Raw genomic sequence first — 23,995 nt, forward strand, 5'->3', positions numbered from 1 at the left:
TTCGCTGGGGCGTCTCAGACGGCGTCGTTTTGAACTGGGCCTTCGGCAGGCTCAGTGGCGGGTTTGGCACTGGCGGCCAGCGACTTGAGCAGCGCGGGGTCCTGCAGCACCTTGCGGATCAGCTCCTCGGCACCTTGTTTGCCGTCCATGTAGGAAAGCAGGTTGTGCAATTGAGTGCGTGCTTCCAGCAGCGTGTTCAGTGGGCCGATGTTGCGGGCAACTGCCGCCGGCGAGAAATCATCCATGCTCTCAAACGTCAGATCTACGCTGAGATAACCTTCCCCAGTGAGCGTATTCGGTACCAAGAACGAGGCCCGGGGTTTGATGGACTTCATGCGGGCATCGAAATTATCGATGTCGATGTCCAGGAACTTGCGGTCGGCAATTTCCGGCAGGTTTTCAAGAGGCTTTCCGGAGAGGTCTGCCATTACGCCCATGACGAAAGGGATGTGCACCTTTTTCTCAGATCCGTAGATTTCTACGTCATATTCGATCTGCACGCGCGGTGCCCGGTTTCTGGCGATGAACTTCTGTCCGCTTTTGCCCACTTTGGTGATTGACATGGTTACCTCTCTCAAGTTGTCTGGCCTGCTGAACCGGACACCGTCCAACCGACGGTTGCTCGTTCAAATGCTTACAAAGTTGTGTGAATTCGCTACGGTTTGTGGTGCCCGAAACGAATCGTTCCTCTCGGTCACGCCGTCACCGATTCGCTAGGACATGAAACCGCGGTACCTTGAATCCCCAATGCCCTCAAAACGCCCATCCATTGCAGGTGTTCTCTGGGAGTTTTCAGTTTGAGAATCTGGTTGACCGCAGTGGTTCAGTATCCAATTCGGAAACGACTCGACTGTTACAGTTCGTAGTTCAAGAGGGTTGTTCGGGTTGCACCCCGGTGATCACTTCAATCTGCTGAAGGCTCTGCGGAGCAAGCTCGCGCAGGATGTCGATGAAGCTCATCCCCATCAGCTTGGCTGACCTCCGAATGAGGAGAGAGGCGGGATTCGTGGGCTCCGTAGACTCGAGGAACTCGGCAATCCTGACCAACTGCCGAATGGCATCGTCGCGAGTGCGGATCTCGAGCGATCCCGGCTTGATCGCCTGGGATGCAGGCAAGTCCGTGGGGATATCAGGGGACTCTGAAATGCTCTCCTGTCGGGGCAACAAGGTGTTCAGCAGCGATATCAGGGTCTGGATGTTTCCCAGGTCGGGCTGCTGGTGGTGGGGCAGATTTTCGGCGCAGACACGGATCAATTTTTCCAGTGCTTCTTTGGCTCGGGACACCGCCAGCAAGAGAGAGTCTGCGCGTTCCCAGGCGCTGTCCATGCCCAGTCGTAATTGATCGAGTGTTAACTGTGCGTTGGATTCGGCACGTTGACCACGCGCAAGCAACTCTGCATCGCGGACTGTGAAGCTGCCAAAATTGGAAGTTAGAAGCTCCGTCTGCCGCAGTTCACGGAGCACCCCGGTGAGATCGTTGAGCATGGCCACGGCATTCATTCGCATGAAATAGTCGTCGTCTTCCGGCTGAGGATGTATGCGATCCCAATAGCTCTCCAGCAAGGTCCCCATCAGGTCCAGCCCGCGAGCCAGCCCCACGAATCCCTCCACATTGGTCCAAGACCTGCACAGCAGGCCGGCGACTCGCATGTCCTTGCTTTGCCGTAATAACAGCGAGGCCGCGTTTTCCACGGCCTGCCAGTCGGGCTCTTCCGCCGGAATGATGGTGTCGCCGTACTGCTGCTCGAGTTTCCCGCGTGCCAATTGTTCCAGCGCCAGAAACTCCGCCGCATACGTCATATCCGGCCCACAGGGCGGGCTGGCCGATGCTGCACTGAGGAGTTCTTCGATGTCGGTCATGGTGCAATTCCTGGGGATGCGCTTACAACGGGCCGATGGTCCATCTGTCAGTTGTTGGTGAACAATTGGGTGAAAAGCCAGCGGTCGCAGGCACCCTGGTGCAGCAACTCCTTGTAGCCTAGCCGGATGGTGGGAGATATCCACCAAAGGCTCTGTTCGCGCGGGTCCGCGGTCTGTCTCCTCCAATCGAGGGTCGGGAGCAGCACGTTGTCTCCGTGCTCGGCTGCATTGGACAGATGGACGAGTGAGGCTCCGCTGAGATCCGACAGGATGTCGTCAATGAGCGAAGGTTCACGCTCGGCCTGCGGGTAAGGCTCAAATGGGTTGGGCAATCGATTGACCCGCAGATCCAGCTCGTCGACGGACAGTGTCCTGCGCCGGGCTTCCACGATGGCCGAGCGGGCGCCCGCAAGGAAGGCCTTTACCGCGGCGTCTTCTCCAAAAGAGCTGCCTGGACGAGTGGCAGTAGCCATCACCGTGAGCGGGTAATAGCGCCCGACCCGGTCCATGCTTGGGGCCAGGGCGCCAATCACCGGTGAGCCCGATGCTGCGACATGGGCGACAAAAAACCACAAAGGAGCACTGACGAAAGTCTCAGGCCAGTTCGTGTCATCTGCTCGGCGCAATTCATCCATGCCCGCGCGAAGCCATGCGTCCCATTCCCCGGTCAGTGCGTGTGACATGCGCCGCCCCGCGAAGTCCCCAAGGCTCGGGAGTTTTCCGTACCACGCAATGGATGCCTGTGCAGGCACTCCGCGGGAATCGATGCCTATAGGTTGTTCGGACATTCGAACTCTTCCATCGCCTTGAGCCGGAAAGGATTGAAGACGCTGCTGGTAGTGACCTCAAATCGAACCCTGCGCCCCTCCACATTGAAAACCGCCGTGAATTTCTCAGGCGCATTGCCGGGCAGAATTTGTGCTCGGTCGAAGAGTCTGTGGAGCGCCCAGGGCCCCTCCGTGACCAAACCGGAGTTTTCTCCGCCAGCGGCGGTGATCTGGAGCCTGACTTGGCCTGTGCCACGGGTACCGGGCCAGTTCATCGACTTCGGAATTTGCGGGCCATGTTGGTAGCGCAGCACGTCGCCGTCGACATCCAGCACCATCTGAGAAATGGTCGCATCCATTTCGATGGGCTTGATGTCCAGGCGGATTCCTGGCGCCTTGCCGCCCGCGCGGAAGTAGACGTCGCGGATAGTGGCGGCTTTCTGGAACGATGCCAGCGAAGCAGATCCGCCGACTGGGGTCCCATCCACCCCTTGCTTGAAGGACCAGGTGGCCGCCGAAATATCGACCATCGGTTGCAGCGTGCTGCGGAAGAACTCGTCCATGACGCCGCCCACCGCAAACAACTTGGCGAAGTCGTCCGCAGTGACGTCGCGTCCAGCGCTGCGTGTGAAGGGGTACCGGCCCAGGATGGCACGGCGGCAGAAATCTCCGATGGTGGCATTCAGGTTGCCACCAATGGTGCTGCGAACGTCCCGCCCTACCATGGTGGAGGTCGCTTCGGCCAAGTCGGTGTACATGAGGTTCAGGGGCGGGGGCAGGCGTTTTGCCTCTGCACGCACCCGCTCCAGCGTCGATGACAAGGTGGGAGGGACGGTGCCGCCGGACTTGACCTGCTGCCGGGCCGATGCAATCACAGTCGAGGCTTCGTTGAGCACCTGCAAGCTTTGCGTCAGAGGCGAAGGGCCTGAGCCGTTGCTGGTGGCCAGGCGCCGGTATTCCCGGAAGCGGAAGTCGACGATGTCCGCTTCGAGCGTGCCGCTAGCCGCCAGGCCGCCCACGTTGACCTGCTTGCCGGTCAGCCGGCTGAGCTGCCGCTGTTCTTCGCGGATGCGGTTGAGCTTTTCGCCCAGCCAGCTGCTGGTGCTGGCCCCGCTGTCCGCGTCCGCATCAGGGCGGCGTGCCAGCGTTGTCTCTCTGGACACAGCACGAATGAACTGCTCCAGGCTCGAGTTGGCGGAGGAGTAAAGGCGCGCCTGTTCTCCAGCCTGGTCAAGTGACGCGATGCGGGTGGGGCGAACGTCGCCCAGGTAGTCTTCCCACAGCTTGGCGTACTCCATGAGGTACAGACGCTTGACTTCGTTGGCAACCTGGCCCGTCAAGACTTCCTGGGCAGTGCTGCGCTTGCCGTCTGCCTGTCCCAAGATCCAGCCCTCTTCCTTGGAAAGCAGCGTAGTGACCTTGGGGAGTTCGTGAAGAAAAACGCCATGGTAACCGTCGTAGGTGAACAGCCCAGATATACCCTGGGTGAGCGGTCGTCCGCTGCGGCGGCTGAATACCTGGGGGGCCTCTGGTCCGCTGGCGCGCACGACGCTGAACTCTGCAGGCAGGTTGTTGCCTGTCGTCAGCAGTTGCTTTAGCCGGCTGTAGGCCCGTTGGGCAGGGGACATCTGCGCCAGGCGCTGCCGAACCTCCCCCACGAGCGCAGTGTCGACAGGCGTGGGCGACACGAGAACGCGGCCGTCCATCAAGCGGTCCAGATGATGAGAGAGCCGGTCACTGACCCCGGCTTGAACCAGCTGTGGAGTGAGGCTCGCGTCCCACTCGTGACGGATCCAGGCCTTGACGGTTCGCGCATCAAAACGCTCAGCGTCGTGGACCATGAGATACGCCTTCAGCGCCTCGTAACTTGCTTCTGGATTGCTGGTCGAGGTCTGTTGCAGCGAGCGCCGCAGTTGGCGCACGATTCCAGGCAACCAGGCATCCTCCAAGAGACGCAGGTAAGTAGTGTCGGCCGCAGTCTCCACCTTGGGCACCTGCAGTAACCCCCAGCGCCAACTGATGGGGGGCGATCCTGTGTACCGCTCACTGGCCGCCAACGCTTCCGCGTGGTCCAGCAGTGGCAGCAGAGCCATCAGGTTTTCGGGGTCGGCCGTCTTTGCGTCTGCCACCGCTAGGCGCAAAGTGGCCGCGCTCGACTTAACCTCATCCAGGTATGCCAGGTTGTTCTGGTGGCTGATGCCCCACGCCAGCGCGGCGCCGCCCAGGGCAAGTGCCAGCCCGATCAAACCGCCGGCCTGCAGTAATTTGAGCTTTCGCTCCTTCTTGGCGTTACGGCCCGTAAGGCCCGCCTCGTTGAACATCACGCCCTTGAAAAGCGTCTCGATGAAGAAGCTTTTGCCCTGCTGTCCGGCACCAGGCTTTACGTTGGTAGCGATGGAAAAGCGTCGCTTGAGTGCTGACAGTACGCGGTCAAACGGCATGCCCTCCTGCGTGCCGCTGGTGAAGTACACGCCCCGAAACAGCGGCTTTTCCTTGAAGCGAGATGACGAGAAGGCCTCTTGCAGCGTCTGGTTCACCACTTCGCGAAGCCCGACGAACTGCTGAGGCAGAGCGTAGATCAAGCCGCGCCGCCCGAGATCGGGTTCTGCAAGCAGTCGCTGGGGCAGCAACCGATTGATCTGCCCAACGAGTGCGTCGAACTCTGCGGTGAACTGCGCAGTCGGGTCAACGGAAGGCGCGTTTTCCTTGAATTGCTGCGTGAACCCCCAGACCTGGGACCGTTCGTCGCGGGTCATTTGACCAAAGAACTCGTTGAAGCCCGCCAGCAGGTCGGCCTTGGTGATCAAGACGTAGACAGGAAACTTGATGGCGAGTTCGTCGCAGAGCTCACCCAACCGGGCTCCGATGGTTTTTGCCAAGCGCGCTCGCTCTGTATCTGTACTGCTCAAAAGCTCCTGCACACTCAACGTGACAATCACGCCATTGATAGGCTGCCGGCCGCGAAAGCGTTTGAGTAGCTGCAGGAAGCCCGACCACGCTGCTTTGTCTTGAACGGCGTCGCTCTCTTGGGTGGTGTAGCGGCCTGCGGTGTCCAGAAGCACCGCCTGGTCAGTAAACCACCAATCGCAGTTGCGTGTGCCACCAACGCCCCGGATTGAGCCTTTGCCAAACTGATCCGCGAGGGGAAAATCGAGGCCGGAGTTGACCAATGCGGTCGTCTTGCCAGACCCGGGCGAGCCGATGATTAGGTACCAGGGCAGCTGGTACACATACCGTTTGGTAAAACGGCCGAAGAGGCCGCTCTCAGTCGCGCCGAAACGTGTCTTGGCTAGTACTTCGACCGCTTCCTTGAAGCGGCCTTCCAGCTCGGCGACTTCTTCCTGGCCGGGCGCCAACTCGTGCGGTGCGTCGCGACCGGCCGTGATCCGCGCAAGCTGGCCCAGCAGCTTGTCGTTCATCCGCTTGGCGCGCCACCAATGGAAGATGAGCTTGATCACCCAAATGGCGAACAAGGCCGCAATCAGAGTCCAGCGGACGTTCTCACTCTCGAGTGGTTGGTAGGGTTTGATGTAGACAAGAGGGCCGATGAACCAGATCACCAGACTCAACAGCACCAGTCCGATAAAAGCCAAAGTGAAGCGATTGAACAGCAGCGCTGCCATGTTTCTCAGCATGCTCATTTCTTGATGCCCTCAGTGCGTGGGGCATTGCCACTGAGTTGTAATTCGTTATCGCGCACTTGGGGTGCGACCAACAGAACGATCTCCACACGCCGGTTCTTTGCCTTGCCTTCCGTGGTCGTGTTGGGCGCCACCGGGTCAGCTTCTCCGCGGCCCTCCGCATGGACACGTTGCCCATCGCGGACCGTGCGTAACAACATCTCGGACACTGACTTGGCACGGTCCTGGGACAAGTGCCAGTTGGATGGGAAGCGGGCCGTTCGAATGGGCGAGTTGTCGGTATAGCCGTTAACAACCACCTTACCGGGCACTTCGTTCAGGGCGATGGCAATGCGCTCAATCACCTGGACATAGCGGGGCTTGACAGCCGTCGAGCCAAGGTCGAACAGCCCATCCCCGCGGAGAATGATTGTGCTGCGGTCTGCCTGGTCGATGACCTCGACCAAGCCTTCCCGAATTTCTGGCTCTAGGAACTGCCGCAACCTGGGTTTGTCCATGCTGGCCACAGCAGCGATGGCTTTCGGGAAGCGAATCGCATTGATCGCGGCAAACAGGTCGTCAGACTGCGCTGCCAATCGGTAGTTGAACCAAAGAAACAGAGCGAAAGCCAGGAGCAGTGCCAAAGCCGTCGCCACCCACAGGGGCACCATCGTCCATGGAGGTGCAGCCTTGCGCTCCTCGCCCTTCCATCGGATCGATAACGCTCCGCTGCGGTCGCCACGCGTGGTCTCGATCAGCGCAAGCAATCGAGCCTTGAGCGTCTCCAGCTGGCTGCGGCCGTTCTCGATGACCCGATAGCGGCCCTCAAAACCTAGCATCAGGCAGAAGTACATCAGCTCGATCAAGTCGATGTGCTGGTGGGGTGTCTGAACCAGCTTGGCCAGCAGCTGGAAGAATTTTTCTCCGCCCCAAGTTTCGTTGTGCAGTGCCACCAGAAGACTGAACTTGGGCCAAACTCCCGATCCGCCCCACGGGGTCTGCGCCGCAGCTTCGTCAACGACGGTACACAGACAGTACCGCGCGCCGATCACGGTCTCTATGGGGACTCCTGCCACGCCTGCGCTGCGTTCAAATTCACGTATGTTTGTGAGCAGCAGTCGCTGGAAACCCTCAGGGTCCGCATTGGATGCCATTGCCCGAATTTGCGGAATGAGATTGAGGAGCACGTTGGCGGACGCGACCAGCGGGTTGCCGCCGCTGACCACATCCGGCAGGCTCGTGCGGGGCAAGGTACTGGCCCCAGGCGAAGGCATAGATGTGTCCAGGAAACCTGGAGTGCCCTGCACGGTGTGGTCGCTGGCACTAAAAGCGAAGACGTTGTCCGTCGTTTGCATCGTCATGGGTGTTTCTTATCTGCGAATCGCCCAGAACTCCAGTTGGAGCTCTGGGAATTCGCCGGAGACGTGCATAGCCAAGCCGCCAGAATTGTTCAACTGGCGCCATAGGTCGTGCGTGGTGTCGACCTCGAAATAGGAATAGCCTGCGTGGTACGGAATCTCGCGGGGCGCAACAGAAAGTGGCCGCAGGATGACGCCCGGAAGGTGCAAATTGACGAGGTCCCGGATTTTTTCGACCGGCCCCAGCTTGGTCTGCGTAGGAAAGTGGGTGCGCAGGAATTCCACCGTGGTCTGGGCATGCACCGCGAGTACAAAGTCGCACGTGCTGAGCAGTTCCGTAGAGGGAATGAGTGCCACACGCACACCGTACTGCCGCTCCTGAAGCTCGATCTGGATGGCGTTCTGCTCGAGCACGGAAGACAGCCCGCGCCGCAGTTCCAGCATCAGTGGCGGAAAGCAGCTGCGAAGGTCGTCGTGATCGTAGGCCGGCAGGGGCGCGGGGCGCCGCTGTTCGCGAGTGAAGGTGGCAAGTTCTCCTGCCATCTTCAACAGGTCATCAAACAGCCGTTCAGGATGAATCGTACGGACGCGCACCCAATGCTCCACCGCAGGCTCCCAGCGGTTAATGAACTGCAGCATCAGGAAGTCGCCTACTTCGCCCACTCCGCCCCGTCCTGGCTGGATCAGACGCTCTTCCAGCGCAGCGCCCCGTTGGCGCAGAAGGCCGTGAAGCTCGCGGCAAAAGGCAAAAAGCGCTGAGATCTCGGAGTTGTTCACCACCGTAGGGATGAATGTCTTGTCCAGCAGCACCGAGCCATCGGCCTGGCGTTCCACTACGTGCGCGACGGGCAGAGACACCCATCCATCGGACAAGTCCTGTGACATACGAAGGCTGAAGCGGGCAATGCCCAGTTGCACCTCAGCCGCCTGCGCGCCCACATCATTGACGTCGGACACCTCCAAGACCTGTGTGTGATAGCGCGTCATCCCAGACTCGACTTCGCCGAGGGTGACTTCTGCTCCGCTGCGCCGCCGCAATGGGAGCGATAGATATACAAGGCCATCCTTGGCGTCCTTGCCCACCTCCAGCGGCGGGGGAGCGTCGTCCACCTGCGGAATTCGGAATGGCGTGCCGTCGGGCAGCACGCCGTGTGCCGATATCAAGGCGATCTTGCCCAATCCCAGCATTTGCGCGTCGAGGGTAATTTCTGAAAACCCCCAATAGAACGGCTGTGCGGGCAGTGCGCGCCCCTGCACCAGAAAGTCCACGTACCGCTCTTGCTGCTGAAAGTGCTGCGGGCGCAGGAACATCCCCTCCGCCCACACCACCTTGCGTTGCCAAACCATGGTTCTACCTTGAAGTTATTTGATGCTGCACCCGAACGGCGTCCCGCGAGACCGTGACCAGGTAGTGAACCGGCTTGAGCCGCTCCGTCTGGCCCAGCCCCCACCAACGGCGGCGCATTTCCACCGAGTTGGGGGCATCTGTAGACGCCCGCCAGGTACTGCGCTCCAGATCTCTGTAGCTGGCAAAAAAACCGAAGGCTCGGACGTCTGGATTTCCTTTGCGCTCAATGATTCGACGCTCGCCCGGGGCGACCAGTATTTCCTCGCGCCGGACAAAGTCCCCCCCCAGTTGGCTTTCATCCTTGTCCAGCAGATCAAAAAAGCTCGAGCGTTCAAAGGTCACCGCAGTGCGCAATTCATAAATGCGCAGCAGCACGGGTTTGGGCATGCCGTCGACATCGGGGTTCAGGCTCCGCTCGGCAACGATCTCGATGACGGCTGTCGGGACCGCGGTAGGCGCCTCGCTAGGGCGGTTGAGGGTATTTACGACGCCGCAGCCAGAGAGAGAAACCCCAGCGATCGACAGAAAGGGTGCCGTCTTCAGGATCGCGCGCCTCGATAGGGTGTTGTGGGTCATGCTCATGCCAGCATCCTTGGTTCAGTTGACTGCGGGGTTGGCGGACACCCACACCGCGAGCGCGCTGAGGTTGTCCTGGTGAGGGCGGCCTTTCGACATGACGGCGCCCGCCATGTCCTGCAGCCACACGTCGGGTCGCTCCGAGGCTTGCAGCGTCTGCTCCATGGCCGATTCGTGAAGGTTCTCCCACAGCCCGTCGGAGCAAAGGAGAAAAGCATCTCCTTCCATCAGCTCCATCGATTCATGGAGCACCGTCGGAGGCACCTGCGACTCCGCGCCGACCGCGCCGGCCAACACGCTGCGATTGGGCAATGAGCGAGGGTCGCCATTGGCGTACATGCCCGCGTGCAACAGTTGCTGCACCACACTGTGGTCCTCAGTCATGCGATGAACCTTGCCCTCGCGAAACCAGTACAGCCGCGAGTCGCCCCAGTGGGCCCAGAGCGCCCGACCGGTGACGGGATCAATGCACAAAAGCACAACCGTCGCGCTCATGTGCATCCGCGAGACGGACGTTGGCTGCTCCTCGGAGACAGTGTGTTCTGCACGGAAAATCAATGACGCCAGGCTTGCAGGCGCAAACATCGGATTCTCCCGATAGCCTCCCAGCACCGCGTCTACCGTGAGCCGTGCCGCCAATGCGCCGTTGCCATGGCCTCCGGCGCCGTCTGCGAGCGTGCAGCAGAAGCCTTTGGGACCCAGGTCGATCATCCCCAGGTAGTCCTCATTCGAGGCGCGGCCCCCTTTTTCGGTGAGGGCTGACACTGACAACTGCAACCGGTGCGCCTCGCCTGCAATGTGCGCGATCACAGGCTTCCTTTCGCTGCGTGAGCAGCGGCTTCATACGCATCCACAAATGTTTGGCCCGAGAACGCCATCAGGTCATCCTCAGCGTTGCGGCGGATGGCCTCGTAACGCTGTTGAAAATCATCCCAAAGCGCTGCTTTGCGGTGGGCGGATGAGATTTTGGCCAGTACGCCTGAGGCTGCCGCGGCGTCTTTTTCCAACTCGGCGGGGCTTAGACGCGCCACCGCCTCCGCGTAGGCTGCACGGATTCCGGCCATCAGCGCAATCTGGTGCACTGCCAGGTCGTTGTAGGCCTCTTTCATGGCGGGAACGGGCTTCATAAATCCAGGAAACATTTGGCCCGCTAACTGCAGCATCACGCCATCGGCGGTGGGGAGGAATTTGAGCGGATTGTTTGCACCAGAGGCAATGATGGTGACGTCCGCGCGGAATTCACGCTTGATCTCCGAGCGAGCAGAAAGCAAATCAATCGAGCCTTGCACAGCAACACGCAGCGCCTCGCCGAACGCGCGCATAAAGTCGGGTGTGATCGCGATATTGATCTTTCCCGGCTCTATCGCCGCGCCTTCGAGAAATGCCGCAGCCAACGTATCCAGTGGGATGGGGCTGCTTGCCATCTGCTGGAGCGGTACGGTTGCCTGCGGAGTGGCGGTTGGCGGAACGTTGGGTGAAGCGGTCACAGCGCCTCGGTGCAACTGAGGAGGAGCTGTAGACAAGCCTGCGGCGGAGTTGCCGGAGAGAATGTTGTGATTCCGCGCTAGTTCAAATGGAGAGCTTGATTGCGGAGAGGCAAGCACGTCAAGTGCATGTGGTGCCATACCTTCTGGGGTTGGTTGCACCGTACCTATGCCATGCGCGCCGGGGCCGCGTTCCAGCGCCTGAGCGGGGTGCTTCACCCACAACTCCGCAGTGGTTGACGCGCCCTGGGAAACACCGTCAAACAGCGCGAGATCCAAGCCTTGCATAGCTAGCAGTCCGGCTTGAATTACCTGCTCGGCAGGGAGCGCCGCCTCGGATTGAGGCGCCGTTGCCGCGGGTACTGCGTTTGATGCGTTGTTGGTCGCGCGATGCTGAACGTCGCGAGGCATGCTAAACACCTGAGCCAAGTCCGAACCGCGGGACATGCCATGGTCCTCAGTCTCCACGTACATCGACTCGCCCGGCTCGCGAAAGAGCTTTAGCGGGTTGAGTTCAATGGTCGGGTTCAGTTGCTGAGGAAGTCCGGTGTGCGCAGCGTTGTCCATTTCTCCTGCGAACTGGCCGGTCCGGGGCAGGGCCTGCAAAAGATCATCGTGCTTGAGTTGAGCGACCTCGGTCAGGCTCTTCGCGACGAGATCCCCGCTCCACGGATCTTGTTGACTCGCAAGTTCCTTCGGGTCTGCAGCAAACGGGTCGAAGTCGTCGGGTATCACCATAGCCCGATGCGCAGCAGGCGGGGTCGGTATGCCGCTAGTTGCGGGGCGCTGGCCCTCGAACAGATTGGGCAGCATCGGCGCCACTGTGCTGGGGCCGGTGATCAAATCAGCTGTGGAAGTAGCCCCCGCGCCTGAAGGAAATGGCAGATCAAGCGCAGAAAGCGTAGCGTGGGAGTCTTCCACACGGCCCAGCATTGCAAACGGATTGGCGTCCGGCGAAACGCGTGTCCCCGACGGTGAAAGCGCGGCTGGAAGACAGGCACGAACGAGATCCGACGCATACGGATCCCTGCCCTCAATGGGCGGGATGTCTGCCCACGGGTTGGGCAGCGAGGCCAGATCTAATGATGAGGCCAGCACCTCTGGGACGAGCACTTGCGCGTTCGAGGTTGCGGGCGGATTTTGTGTGCCCTCATCCGAGAGCGCCGAGCTTGCAGAAGCCTTTGCGGGTGCCAACGCCCTGGACTGCTCACCGGGAAGGCATGCCCGAAGCCGGTACGGCCCGATTCCAATTTCTGCACCGGGTACGAGAGGAACTTCTTGGCCCGACAGGACTTCCAGTCCGTCTACCTGAACGGAGCGGCGCTCGCAGAGATTCGCAATATAGGCCTGATCTGAGTCGAGGCGAACCATGGCGTGCACTCGCGCGACCATTGCATCGTCATCGGGCAGAACGAGCTTGTTCTGGCCAGCTCGCCCAACAGTCCCGCCAGCCATGCCAAAGATGGCAGACCAATGACGGCCCACTGGGCCGTCTGGTTGGTGCGTTACCACCAGTTCAATCTTGTCCATTGCATTCGGCTCGCGTTGTCTCGGGCAGGTCAGGATGATTTGCGTGTGCCGCGTTTGTTGCGGGCAGCATTGCGGGCATTGATGAACTCGCGTCCCCATACCGGATGGCCCTTCTCCGCTTCAGTGAGCTGAAATGTCGGGTCCTGCTCCAACGCGAGTTCAAACTGCTGCCTGCAAGGACGAGGTCGGCCCGCAGCGCAATGGCTGAATGCCATGAACTTCCGCGCCTTGATCTGTGAGGTCAGCGGGAGTTCTGCGGCATCTGCCAGCGGTGTGAGCTTGGTGATCGCCTCGTCAAACTGGCCCTCGGCGTAGACATTCAGCGCTTCGGTGAGCAGCGCCTCTTTCTGGGCACGCGGGTCCACAGGCGCAACGGGCTCCGGGATCGGCGGCGCAGGCTGTGATGCTTCCACCTTAGGCTCCGGCGCTTTTGGCGCGGTCTCGCAAGCAGTCAGAAGCAGGCCGGCGCAGCCAATGATGAGGGCGCTCCAATAGCGGTTTCGCATGGATTTATCTCGCGTCAAAGTCATGGGTGATCGTGATCGTTTGGTCCGACTCGACATGCAGCGTCTTGCGTACGGTCTCAAAGCCGGGGTTGCTGAAGTCGATGCTGTGGGACCCGGGTGGGAGCTTGAGCTCCGTGATGGGCGGGGTCACCCCTAGGCGTTTGCCGTTGAGGGTCACGTTCGCCCAAGGCGATACGCGCAGCTGAACATTGTTTTCCGTGCGCAGTGGCATGCGCGCCCCAAAAGCATTCGATCGCGCCCCATCTACGGACGCTGAGTGATTGCTGGTCGCCGGAAGCAATGGGGAGATGGCCGTTATCACGGTGCTGTTGAGCGAAAAAATGAGCGGACCGGCGTTTGCTGCATTTTGACGATCATTGCCGAGGCTCGCCAATGGTCGACTGCACTGCCAACCACGCTTGCCTTGGGCTTTCACGTAGGCGTCTCGCCACGGTGTGTTTTGCAACTCGTACTCTTCAAGAGAAAACGATGGCCGTGCTTCAAACGCCGCATCGAAGGCTGCGTCGCACCGAGCCCATTCTTTGTTGGTGCAATACACAAACGCCAGATATTTGTGCGCGGTGGATCGCTCGCGCCGATCGGGCAGGCCAGCGAACAAAGACGCTTGCAAGGCTTTTTCTGCCAAGTCCAGCTTTCGCGAGTCATAGAGCGAGATTCCTTGGCCCAGATACTGGCGACCTGCTGCGGCATCCGACCCGCGCGTGTCCCCTGCTGCCACCGGTTCATTGCAGTCGATGGCGGCAATCGCTGCTCCCGCGGCAAGGGAGAGACAAAACGCGACCCATCGCAGTAAAGCGTTCATTGGCATGTCGGCAGCTGTCGGCAATAGGCTGGGCTACTCGAACTGATGGCTGATCACCACCGGTTCACCTTTTTTTACCTGCACGGTCTTGATGACAGGCGATGCGGCCGGGTTGCTCACTTCGATGCGATGTGATCCTTCCGGAAGCTCAATATGAGTCAGGGGAGGCGTTGTTCCCAGAGTGTTGCCGTTTACTGAGATTCTTCCCCACGGACTGATCCGCAGTACCACGCGCCCTACGTCACCTACCGGCTTGGCTGGCACTTTTGGGGCAACCGGCTCTGCTGTGGCAGCGGCTGTAACAGCGGCGGGAGCTTCGGCCTTCGCGGCGACTGGGGGCGGCGCAGGGACGGCGGGCAAGGTCGGCGCTGGAGTTGACATGGCGCCTGGCGAGGCGGACCGCTCAGGGGTTGCATTGGCGGCAGCCACCACCTCGGCGGATGCGGACGCTTGCGGCCTGGCTACTGCTGGCTCCTGGACTTCCATCCGATTTATTAAGTCCATTGCCTCGCTGCGATGCTTGCCTGCGGGGTGGGAGTTCAGGTATGCGTCCAGCGCAGCGACCGTTCCGGCGGTCTGTGCCTCTTTCCAGCGCTGATCGTCCAGGTTCAGTGCAGCCTCCGCATTTGGCAGATTTGTGGCGCCGCCTTGCACCCCCCACCACACAGTAAGCGCTGTTGCCGCGGCGAGTGCTACGGCGACGGCAGCCCACCGCATGGGTGATACGCGGAACGACGTCGGGGGCGTCGCACCACCCGCTGGCGCTTTACCGTGGGCTTGTCCCGACAGTGGGGGGGCGGTGGGCGTCGGATGCGCAGCCGGCGCCTCGGAAGGCGCGATAGACGGCTCGGCAAGCTGTTCCACCGGTTGGAGCCTTGCCACTGTGCTGCGATTGACGGACTGGGTTTGGCTTGGCAATAAGACGCCATCGGCGTCTGTGCCGGCTTGTGTTGGCAACCATGGCATGGCTGAGCCAATTGCGTGTGCGGGATTCGCTGGCGCAGGGTCTGGGACTATCGAACTGCCAACCGAAGAAATTCCATCGAGATTCAGTCCTACCGGCCCTGTACTGGCGGCCGTAGTAGTGTTTGCAGAGGCATCGATGCGTGTCGATTGAACCGGTGTCACAGTGTCGGGCGTGATATGCGTCCGCGCAACGCTCGATACTGTGGCGGTCGCGGCAGGCTCTGCGGGCCCCGCCCACGACGCAACCATTGGCATCGTGAACGTGGTGATGCCCAACAACTCCTTGAGCTCGGCGATGGTCTGGGGCCGCTCTTGCGGTTTCACTGCCAATGCGCGGTCCACCCCGTGAAGGAACTGGGCGGAATACCCCGGATAGGCTGCAGTTGACAATGCTGCCACGGGGTCATTGATCATTCTCGCCACGGACGTGGCTGGGGGCTTGCCGGTGATTGCCAGATAAAGCATCGCGCCGATCTGATAGATGTCCGTCCATGCTCCCTGGGGCATTGCGCCGTCATCTACGTACTGCTCTATGGGAGCGAAGCCCGGCTTGAGGACCATTGTCAGGGCCTGCGTCATGTCGCCGATGATGCGACGTGCGGCCCCGAAGTCGAGTAGCACAGGCATCCCCGAGTTCTGCAAAAAGACGTTGTCCGGTGCAATATCGCGGTGGTAGCAATCTGCTGCATGCAGCATCTCGACAACATCAAGAATCGGACCAACGATGGCGGCCAGCATGCGCTGGTTCATCCGGTCGTGTTGGGCCGTGAGAAACGCTCGGAATGTTTGGCCTTCGTAATGGCGCATCACCATGTAGGCGGTGCCATTGAACTCGAAGAATCGATAGACATGCACCAGCGCGGGGTGCGAGAACTTCGCAAGCAACCGCGCTTCGTTGATGAAACTGCGCAAGCCGGCATCGAACGCCCCGCGGTGCTGGGAGCGGATGTGTATCTCGTTAGAAGATTTCCGCCCTGCCAGTGTGGCTGGCATGTATTCCTTGATGGCCACTATCCGGTCCAGGCTGACATCCCGAGCCCGGTACACGATTCCAAAACCACCTTCGCCAATGACATCGAGAAGGCGGTATTCGCCGACTTGAACGCCCGGCGCCAAGCAATTAGCAGATCCCCCTACGGTGTCCAACATGGAGCAGGCCCTCAGCTTTCGTTCTTGAATACAGCTCGACTCATCTGCTGGAGAACCCAGGTCTATGGTGCGTGGCTTGTTGCAGACTGCCGAAACTAGCCAGTCTGTCGTTGCAAAAAATCGTCAATCCCGTGTTCCGTATCGAAGTCTGCACGGAGCGCCATCGGCGCAGCGCTTGTGATGCTTGATCGCCCAACCTGGGTTCGTAGCGTGGTCGGTTCCGTCATCAAAGCGCGGGCGAGTCTACCGTGTGGAAATTGCAAAAGACGTCACAAAACCCCGCTTTAAGGGCATAGACACAGACTGTTTCCAATGTTGCCCGTGCGCGCTCATTTGCTGTCACTTGAAACCCTTTTATCTGTGCAGCACCCGTAACATCCGCCCGCAAATAAGTTCATGAGGGAGGGAGCGATGCAAGCATTTCAATCGGAGCTTCGAGGACGTACCTATGCCAACTTGGCGGTGGGCCCCGCTCGTTTCCACGCACTGCGAAGTGCTCGAGTCTGTTTCTTCAACCAAGTGTTTTTGTAGATCCCCGTAGTTGCAGGGGGCAAGGTGAGCGTCGCCCGTTGCAGGGCGGTTGCATTTTTTGAACCAAGAAAGGTAGCTGATGACAGTCGCAATTTTTATGAAGGTGGAAGGTGCTAGTGGCGAGTCGAAAGACGCGGCGCACAAGGATTGGACCGACGTCGAGTCGTTCACCTGGGGCGTGACCCAGCCGCACTCGATGGCCAGCGGAGGCGGTGCCGGTGCGGGCAAGGCGGATTTTCAGAACCTGAACATCGTTGCCAACATCGACAAGTGCTACCCCGCCGTGCTCAAGCATTGCGCCACAGGTAAGCATTTGGGCCAAGTGGAAATCTCGATGTGCAAGGCCGGCGGCACGCAGATCGAGTTCGGCAAGATCACGCTGACCGACGTCATGGTGACCAACGTCACCGTTAGCGGTACCAGCTCTGGTGACACCGTGGTGGTGAACTACGCGTTCCAGGCTGCCAAGATCAAGACCGAGTACTCCGAGCAGACCTCGCAGGGCGGCAAGGGTGCTACGAGCCAGATGGGCTTCAGCATCAAGGAAAACAAGGAAGCCTGATTGCCGGGGTTTCGCCCCCTGACTGCTTTCTTCGATGCGCGGCGCTGCCTGCGCATCCCAAGAGCCGCGTCTACGGATGCGGCTCTTTTTTGCCCGCTTGACGGCAGGCCCACCGACTTCACCCAGCTGAACCGGCGCCACGCGTTGCACTCCCTCAGTGCGGCTGTGACTGGTGACCGCCAAGACACTCCCCATTTGCCATGACCCGCCGCGTCACTATCCAAACCCCGCTGGGCGAACAACTGCAGTTTCGCAAACTCGACGGCACCGAGACGCTGAGCGAGCTTTACTCGCTCGACATCGACCTCGTGAGCCAAAGCAAAAGCATCGACCCCAAGGCACTGCTGGGCAAGAGCGCGAGCGTGGTGGTGGAAATCGAAGGGCTGGGCAAACGCTACCTCAGCGGCCTGGTCACGCACTTTGGCATGCAGGGCCAGGACCACCGCTGGGGGTCCTACAAGATGCGCCTGCGTCCCTGGCTATGGGTGGCAACGCGCAAGACCGATTTCAAGATTTTTCAGCACATGACTGTGCCGGACATCATCATGGAAGTGCTGGGAAAGTACGGTTTTGCCATCGAGAAGAAACTCACCCGCACCTATCGCACGTGGGACTACTGCACCCAGTATGGCGAGAGCGACTACAACTTCGTGGCGCGCCTCCTGGAGCACGAAGGCGCGTACTACTACTTCACGCACAGCGCCGGCAGCCACACCCTCGTGCTGGCAGACGACATCGTGGGCTCGCACAGCCCGCTGCCGGGTGGCCACGTCATACCGTTCTATCCGCCCGGCAAGGCGGCCGTTGCCGAAAAGGAGCACTTTCACGCTTGGGAGCTGACCCAGGAAGTGCAGCCGGGTCGCCACTATAACGACGATTACGACTTCAAGAAGCCGCGTGCCGACCTTTCTAACATGCGCCAAAACCCACCGGGGCACGAGCATGACAAATACGAAATCTACGAATGGCCCGGCGGCTACACGGAGTTCCCCGATGGCGAGACCTACGCCAAATTGCGCCTGCAGGAACATCTGGCCAAGCAAAACCGCGTGCTGGGCCGCGCCAACAGGCGCAACCTCGCCCCCGGCTACACCATCAACCTGGAAAACTACCCCCGCGAAGACCAGAACCGCCAGTACCTGGTGCTCAGCGTGCACTACCACTTCGAAGAAAACCCCGAAGTTAGCAGCAGCAAGGTAGGTGGCGCCACGTCCACCAAGAACACGCAAGAGGCAGGCTCCATTCAGCAATTTGTGATGCGGGCACAGCCCACTAACACAGACTACCGCCCAAAGCGCACCACCCCCAAGCCCCGCACCCGCGGCCCGCAAACTGCAGTGGTAGTGGGCCCGCCCGGCGAAGAGATCTGGACCGACAAGTACGGCCGCGTCAAAGTGCAGTTCCACTGGGACCGCATCGGCGCCATGGACGAGAACTCCAGCTGCTGGGTGCGTGTCTCCACCAGCTGGGCCGGCCCGCAGTTTGGCGCCGTGTTCATTCCCCGCATCGGCATGGAAGTCATCATCGACCATCTCAACGGCGATCCTGACTACCCTATCCTCACTGGCTGCGTCTACAACGCCGTCAACATGCCCCCGTGGAGCCTGCCGGGCAACGCCACACAAAGCGGCATCCTGACGCGATCAAGCAAAGGAGGCGCCGCGGGCGCTGGCATGAAGAACGGCCCGGGTGACGCCAACGCCCTACGCTTTGAAGACAAGGCCGGGCAGGAGCAGCTGTGGCTGCACGCACAGAAAGACCAGCTCACCGAAGTCGAGAACGATGAAGAAAAGTGGGTGGGCAACGACCGCAAGAAGACCATCGACCGGGACGAGACCAACACCATCCACCGGGACCGCACCGAGACGGTGGACCGCAACGAGAAGATCACCGTGCATGGCTGGCGCACGGAAGAGGTCGATGGCGACGAGATCATCACCATCCACAGCAACCGCAAGGAGCGGGTGGACCACAATGAGACCGTGGACATCGGCGACAACCAGACCTTCAAGATCGGCATCAACCGCACCAAGATGGTGGGCAAGAACGAAAAAGACCAGATCGGCAGCAACTGGTCCGTCAAGGTGGGTAAGTTCAAGACCGAGACAGTGGGCATTGCCTACATGCAGAACGTGGGCGTGGGTCGGATGGAAAACGTGGGCGTGGCCTACAACCTGAACGTGGGCGCGATCATGGCGACGGTGGTGGGCAAGACACAGACCACCAAAGTGGGCAACGACCAAAGCACCGCTGTGGGAACCAAATACGCCCTGACAGTGGGTGGAGGTAGCGCAAGCGGAGGAGCAGCAGGTGCCGGCGGCCCAATGAACGTAGTCGCGCCATCGGGTGGGGACGGTGGAGGTGGAGGGGGTGGCTCCAGCATCACCATGGACGCCGAGACTATCAACTTGAATGTTGGCAGCAGCACTCTCACCCTTAAAGCCGACGGAACTATCACCGTCAATGGCAACAGCATCAACCTCATCGGGTCGAGCGATGTCACCACATTGTCGGGTGCCATCAACGAAAACTGACCGATACATCGGACTCACTTTTCATATCACTAGGCGACCACCAAGATGACAGCATTGTTTCGACCCAAAGTCACTCCATCCATGGCCGTTGCCATGGCTCCCAATCCGGCGTGCAGGTTCACCTCAGCGACCGTGGCTCGGCTTGAAGACGATGGTCAAGTCGTCGTTCTCCACGACGGTTCAGAGTTTTATGCGGCCCTCGCGTCGCACATACCCGGTCTTGTGGAGGGTCAGACGGTTTTGTTGGCAGTAGTGGTGGCGCAGGATCAAGCACCAGAAGCTCCAGTAAAGCCAGATCCGGGTACGGAATCGCTTCCCCTGGTCATTGCTGCTTGGCCCGCACCTGGGGCACCAATAACGCCTCCTTGGCACTTTGATCGCAGTACCGGCACCTTGGCTCTCGCGGCGAACAACCTTGAGCTTGGCGCGGTAAACAGCGTGCTGCTCAACTGCGGCGAAGCTCGGATGCAGTTCACCCGCGATGGGGTCATGGAACTGCGCGGTCAAAGCATCACCTCTGCGGCTATCGAAACACATCGTATTGAAGGTGGATCGATTGAGCTCAACTGATGATGCAACTGCTTCCCAGATTCTGCAGCAACAGCTAACGCCTCCAACGCCACTTCCCCGGTTGGCTGAACAACTACTGGGATCGGCCATCCGCGCATACGCTCGCCGTTCAGGCAATTTGGCCTCTAGTTTGAGTCTGCGCGGTCTTAAAGCGGTTGACCAGAGACTTCAGGCGTTGATGCACGCGGCGCGCTACTACGGACCGGCGCTGTTGCAGGACCTGCAGAGCCTCGCACCCAAAGTCACTCGTCAGGAGGAAGTGGGTTTTGCCTTCGTGCACGTGGCGCTGAGCCAAATGTTGGAGGTTTCGGCGACCGATAAAAGACGCGTCCTCGCCCATTACGGTACGACCTTCCCGGTGGCCATCAAAGATGCATTGTGGTTCTTCGGAAACTCAAGCACCTGCGTTGCGCTGCTGCAAGACGCCGGCTTGAGCTTCGTCCGCCTCGGTGTGGAGTTGGCCGGGCGCATGAGCTTGCCCCAGCTATTGCCACAGGTTTACGAGGCTGCCAACCGGGGTATTCACACAGACGAATGTTTGCTTGCCTGCGCCCGCATCGGCCACTTTCCAGAAAACGCCGAAGGACATATCAAAGAGGTGCTGCATGGCCACGATCTGGCCCGGCAAATTCCGATTCTGGAAGTGCTCGCATGCATAGGAAAAAGCCTCGTCCATTCGGAGCTACACCGGTACATAGAAAGGCTTACTGCATCCGATGGACCGACCGAAGCCAGTCACCCTGGCGCGTGGGCGTCTGTGGTCGACACCGCTATGGCAATCTGGGCGGCGCGCGATCCGCAACAAGCGCTCAATGGGGTGATCAAAGGTCTGCGCGTCCCCACCGACACCGCCTTGCGCGTTGTGGCGGTGGCAGGCCACATCGATGGTCTCCTGCCAGTCCTGGCGCATTTCGATAGCTTGGACCGCGCCCTCAATGGTTCTGAGCAAGACGTAGTTCGTTTGGTCTTCGGGCACGTCCCTGGTGAGTTGAGCAACGCGTTGGGTGACCAAACCACACGCCGCTTGGCGATGCGGGGACTCGCCTGTGGCGTCTTTTCAGCCAACGGTTGTGCGGGTTTGAAGCCTGAGCACATCACCTCCTGGACCGATGCCTCCGTTAAAGAACGCCTGTGGGCGTTGGCGCCAATTCGCTTGCGCCACGGCCAGCCTCTAAAAGCTCAGCACCTGCTCGATGAGTGTTTTGATCTCAGCCATGCACTTCGTAGATGGTTGTATGTAGCTCATGCCCACCAAACCGGGTACCCATTTGCGCTATCGCATGAGGACCTTGCGATGCGGCAAATGGAAGCGGTTGAGTCGCTGTTACTCCTGCGCAGTTTGGAAGCCGAAGATGACGCCTTTTAACGCGCGTCTGACACATCTATGACGGGCTTCTTGATCAACCATACCCCATTTCACGCCGACCTTTTCCCTCACACCTCGGGGGATGGTCAGCACAGCGTGGTTGTTGTGGTCAAAGGCACTTGGACGCTCGGCAACTCTGCAACCGACTCTCCCTCGTTGGCGACCTATGACCAACAAATGCCGATCTTTCGGGTCCCGCCACTGGAATCGCTCCACCAGCTGAGTCAAGGCATGGCCTTGAGCAAGATGCAAGCCGAGATCGTTCGCGAATTGCCAGCCCAGCCTTGGGCGCAGCACGAATCAGATTTCTGTCCGCCCAAACCGCAGTTCGACGTCATCGTCAATGCGTGGGCTAACCACCCGGATCGTCAAGCCTTCTTGCAGACGGAAGCTGCTGTCGACCATGTCAACGAGCGGCAGCAAGTTCAGCGTCTGATCCAACTGCGTGCCCATGCTCCAAGACGCTGGATGGCCCGCCTTGGCGGCTTGGGTGACCCCGTGGCCGAATATGTCGATCCAGTGCGCCGCGTTCCCTTGTTTCGACGCTTCGCATTCGGAGGCCAAGCTCTGCAGGCCAACGGGGATACCACTTCGTTCGAGCAAAACCCTTCCGGGATGGGCTACCACCTGCAACGCGAACTGGCTAATGGTGCGCCGCTGCCTTGGGTCGAATCGACCCTTGATCCTTTGCGGCATTGGAAAGACACACCGGAGCCCGTCGCTTTGGGTACCGTGCCAGTGCACCACCTTCCCCGTCGTGCTCTGCAAGGCTCTTACGACAACCAATGGGAGCAGCAGCGGCTGCCAAAGCCGCCGGTCGATTCAGACCCGCGACAGTACAACGCCGCGCCGGACGCGCTGCAGTTGAAGGTAATGCCCGTGGCGGGCGAGGCTCTGGTTTTGCACAACATGGGCGACGAAGCCCAACTGCACTTCAGGTGGCCCACCATCGCAATAAGCGCTTCCCCAGAAACCGCTGGCGGTACGCGCTTGCCTGTTCAGGAGCTGACTTGGGACACCGTCGTCCTTGACGCCGCCTGCCTAACGGCCACCCTCGTTTGGCGCTGCCAGATGCCTCTTCCTCCACTCGAAAAACTTGGGGCCATCAGCTTATTTGCGCATGCTCGCTCGCCGAAGGCTCCAGCCCCCTTGATGGGATTCACTTTTCATGACCCAAGTTTCAATTCCTGCACGCGTGAGTAGTCCGCCCGCTAACCTCTGGCGGATCGAACACGCCGGAGCTGTCACGGCCGTGGGCAGCAGCGCATGGCAATCCGCCGCGTCTTGGGTTGGTCTGCAAAAGCGGTTTAGAAAGGCCGCTGTACCTGGACTGGGCGATGTGCCCATCACCTCTTCAGCCTGCCCAGAGGTGGCGGGTCGTTGGCCTGAAGAATCTGCCCTCAGCGTATCCAATGCAACCGGCGATGCAATGCTGGCGTCGCGTCGGATCACTCGCCTGTTGGGCGCGGCCTTGATTGACATGCTCACTGGTGCTCAAAGCCTATCAAACGCGGCGCCTGCACCTCTCACCACGGTTTTACGGGAGCCCTGGCCTCAGATGATTGTTCTGGCCTTGCCAGTGTGGCTCAGTGCTGATCAGGGCCAGACCTTGTGGAAACAGAGTCTGGAATTGGTACGGCAGCAACGGGGCGCACAGCAAGCTAATGCACTCTCGGAACTTCCGTTAAGCGTCTGTCATTCAAGCCACACTGCCGCATTCGAAGGCTTGGAGCTGTTGAATCGGGCCGACCCCCACGTAACTGCCGCGTTGCTTCTGGCCGCTGACAGTTGGATGGACCTTTCTCTGCTGCAGCCCGAGGCGATCGCCGCCCGGTTGATCACTGACAGGAATCAAGAAGGGTTTGTGCCAGGCGAAGCCGCTGCAGCACTTTGGTTGCGCCGTGTTCCCAACACCGCGGCTTCTGATGGGCCGCACTTGGTGTTGCATCCTCCCGCCGTGGCTCGATCTTCCTTTGCCCACCGTGACATCACGCGCGAGCCCGACCCCGATGGCCTGACCCAGGTGTTTCAAGACGCCCTGAGCAAAGCAGGATGGAAGCCCGAGCATGTGGGCAACACACTCAGCGACAGCGACGGCTCTGCATGGCGTGCGTCCGCTGAAATTGCCGCGACGGCACGTGTCCTGAAAGGACAAAACCCTGGCGAATGGCAGCCCGCCACGGTGCTGGGCCAAATTGGTGCGGCCACTGGTGCTGTGCACTGGGCCTTGGCCGCGCAGCGACTGCGCCACGACAAAACCGCACCTAACTCGTTTCTCAGCTGGGCACTGGATGCGGGCGAGCTTGCGGCCGCAGTGGCGATAGAGAAAACCATCCACGACGAGACCCTGGCGGCCATAGAACAACAAAACCGCCTGCAACGCCGCAGTCACGTCGAGACTGCCAGAACCTTCTCGGCCCGATTTTTAAACAAAAAACCCTGAAG

General features: G+C 60.1%; 18 protein-coding genes. 6 read left to right on the forward strand and 12 right to left on the reverse strand.

Annotated features, from left to right (window positions below):
- Window positions 1–14 precede the first annotated feature (14 nt).
- The 12 genes from tssB to ACSQ3Q_RS03280 form a co-directional block, all read right to left on the reverse strand.
- A complete protein-coding gene (gene tssB / locus ACSQ3Q_RS03225) occupies window positions 15–563 on the reverse strand; it encodes a type VI secretion system contractile sheath small subunit (protein WP_436132974.1) in 549 nt (182 codons plus the stop codon).
- A 304-nt stretch (window positions 564–867) separates the two neighbouring features.
- Window positions 868–1,860 (reverse strand): type VI secretion system protein TssA, encoded by a 993-nt coding sequence (tssA, locus tag ACSQ3Q_RS03230; protein WP_436132975.1) that lies wholly within the window; start codon window positions 1,858–1,860, stop codon window positions 868–870.
- 47 nt (window positions 1,861–1,907) lie between these two features.
- Window positions 1,908–2,648: a type VI secretion system-associated protein TagF gene (tagF, locus tag ACSQ3Q_RS03235; RefSeq protein WP_436132976.1), complete on the reverse strand. Its 741-nt coding sequence runs from the start codon at window positions 2,646–2,648 to the stop codon at window positions 1,908–1,910.
- Window positions 2,630–6,268, reverse strand: coding sequence for a type VI secretion system membrane subunit TssM (gene tssM, locus ACSQ3Q_RS03240; RefSeq protein WP_436132977.1), 3,639 nt, complete (start codon window positions 6,266–6,268; stop codon window positions 2,630–2,632). The genes tagF and tssM overlap by 19 nt, the downstream gene beginning before the upstream one ends.
- Window positions 6,265–7,602, reverse strand: coding sequence for a DotU family type VI secretion system protein (locus tag ACSQ3Q_RS03245; protein ID WP_436136928.1), 1,338 nt, complete (start codon window positions 7,600–7,602; stop codon window positions 6,265–6,267). Before ACSQ3Q_RS03245 ends, tssM begins: the two co-directional genes overlap by 4 nt.
- 15 nt (window positions 7,603–7,617) lie before the next feature.
- Window positions 7,618–8,952 (reverse strand): type VI secretion system baseplate subunit TssK, encoded by a 1,335-nt coding sequence (gene tssK, locus ACSQ3Q_RS03250; protein WP_436132978.1) that lies wholly within the window; start codon window positions 8,950–8,952, stop codon window positions 7,618–7,620.
- 4 nt (window positions 8,953–8,956) lie between these two features.
- Window positions 8,957–9,535: a type VI secretion system lipoprotein TssJ gene (gene tssJ / locus ACSQ3Q_RS03255; protein ID WP_436132979.1), complete on the reverse strand. Its 579-nt coding sequence runs from the start codon at window positions 9,533–9,535 to the stop codon at window positions 8,957–8,959.
- Between the two features lie 15 nt (window positions 9,536–9,550).
- Window positions 9,551–10,339, reverse strand: a complete 789-nt coding sequence (locus ACSQ3Q_RS03260; protein ID WP_436132980.1) for a PP2C family protein-serine/threonine phosphatase — start codon at window positions 10,337–10,339, stop codon at window positions 9,551–9,553.
- Window positions 10,336–12,543, reverse strand: coding sequence for a type VI secretion system-associated FHA domain protein TagH (gene tagH / locus ACSQ3Q_RS03265; RefSeq protein ID WP_436132981.1), 2,208 nt, complete (start codon window positions 12,541–12,543; stop codon window positions 10,336–10,338). Before tagH ends, ACSQ3Q_RS03260 begins: the two co-directional genes overlap by 4 nt.
- 29 nt (window positions 12,544–12,572) lie before the next feature.
- Window positions 12,573–13,073, reverse strand: a complete 501-nt coding sequence (locus tag ACSQ3Q_RS03270; RefSeq protein WP_436132982.1) for a TssQ family T6SS-associated lipoprotein — start codon at window positions 13,071–13,073, stop codon at window positions 12,573–12,575.
- Window positions 13,054–13,872, reverse strand: a complete 819-nt coding sequence (locus ACSQ3Q_RS03275; protein WP_436132983.1) for a PEGA domain-containing protein — start codon at window positions 13,870–13,872, stop codon at window positions 13,054–13,056. Before ACSQ3Q_RS03275 ends, ACSQ3Q_RS03270 begins: the two co-directional genes overlap by 20 nt.
- A 33-nt stretch (window positions 13,873–13,905) precedes the next feature.
- A complete protein-coding gene (locus tag ACSQ3Q_RS03280; protein ID WP_436132984.1) occupies window positions 13,906–15,987 on the reverse strand; it encodes a protein kinase domain-containing protein in 2,082 nt (693 codons plus the stop codon).
- Between the two features lie 610 nt (window positions 15,988–16,597).
- Between ACSQ3Q_RS03280 and ACSQ3Q_RS03285 the strand changes: the two genes are divergently transcribed.
- The 6 genes from ACSQ3Q_RS03285 to ACSQ3Q_RS03310 all read left to right on the forward strand — a co-directional run bounded on the left by ACSQ3Q_RS03285 (window position 16,598) and on the right by ACSQ3Q_RS03310 (window position 23,993).
- Complete coding sequence (locus ACSQ3Q_RS03285; RefSeq protein ID WP_409882931.1) at window positions 16,598–17,080, forward strand: Hcp family type VI secretion system effector; 483 nt, start codon at window positions 16,598–16,600, stop codon at window positions 17,078–17,080.
- Window positions 17,081–17,280: 200 nt separating this feature from the next.
- Window positions 17,281–19,614 carry a type VI secretion system Vgr family protein gene (locus ACSQ3Q_RS03290; protein WP_436132985.1) on the forward strand — a complete coding sequence of 778 codons (2,334 nt, stop codon included), beginning with the start codon at window positions 17,281–17,283 and terminating at the stop codon, window positions 19,612–19,614.
- 81 nt (window positions 19,615–19,695) lie between these two features.
- Window positions 19,696–20,184: a hypothetical protein gene (locus ACSQ3Q_RS03295; RefSeq protein ID WP_436132986.1), complete on the forward strand. Its 489-nt coding sequence runs from the start codon at window positions 19,696–19,698 to the stop codon at window positions 20,182–20,184.
- A gap of 61 nt (window positions 20,185–20,245) precedes the next feature.
- Window positions 20,246–21,550, forward strand: a complete 1,305-nt coding sequence (locus ACSQ3Q_RS03300) for a hypothetical protein (protein WP_436132987.1) — start codon at window positions 20,246–20,248, stop codon at window positions 21,548–21,550.
- An 18-nt stretch (window positions 21,551–21,568) separates the two neighbouring features.
- On the forward strand, window positions 21,569–22,753 hold the full coding sequence (locus tag ACSQ3Q_RS03305; RefSeq protein ID WP_436132988.1) for a DUF2169 family type VI secretion system accessory protein: 1,185 nt from the start codon (window positions 21,569–21,571) through the stop codon (window positions 22,751–22,753).
- A 136-nt stretch (window positions 22,754–22,889) separates the two neighbouring features.
- The gene (locus ACSQ3Q_RS03310; RefSeq protein ID WP_436132989.1) at window positions 22,890–23,993 is read left to right on the forward strand and encodes a hypothetical protein; all 1,104 of its coding nucleotides are present in this window, start codon (window positions 22,890–22,892) and stop codon (window positions 23,991–23,993) included.
- Window positions 23,994–23,995 lie beyond the last annotated feature (2 nt).

The organism is Acidovorax sp. LjRoot129 (assembly GCF_964253765.1).
GTDB lineage: Bacteria > Pseudomonadota > Gammaproteobacteria > Burkholderiales > Burkholderiaceae_C > Acidovorax.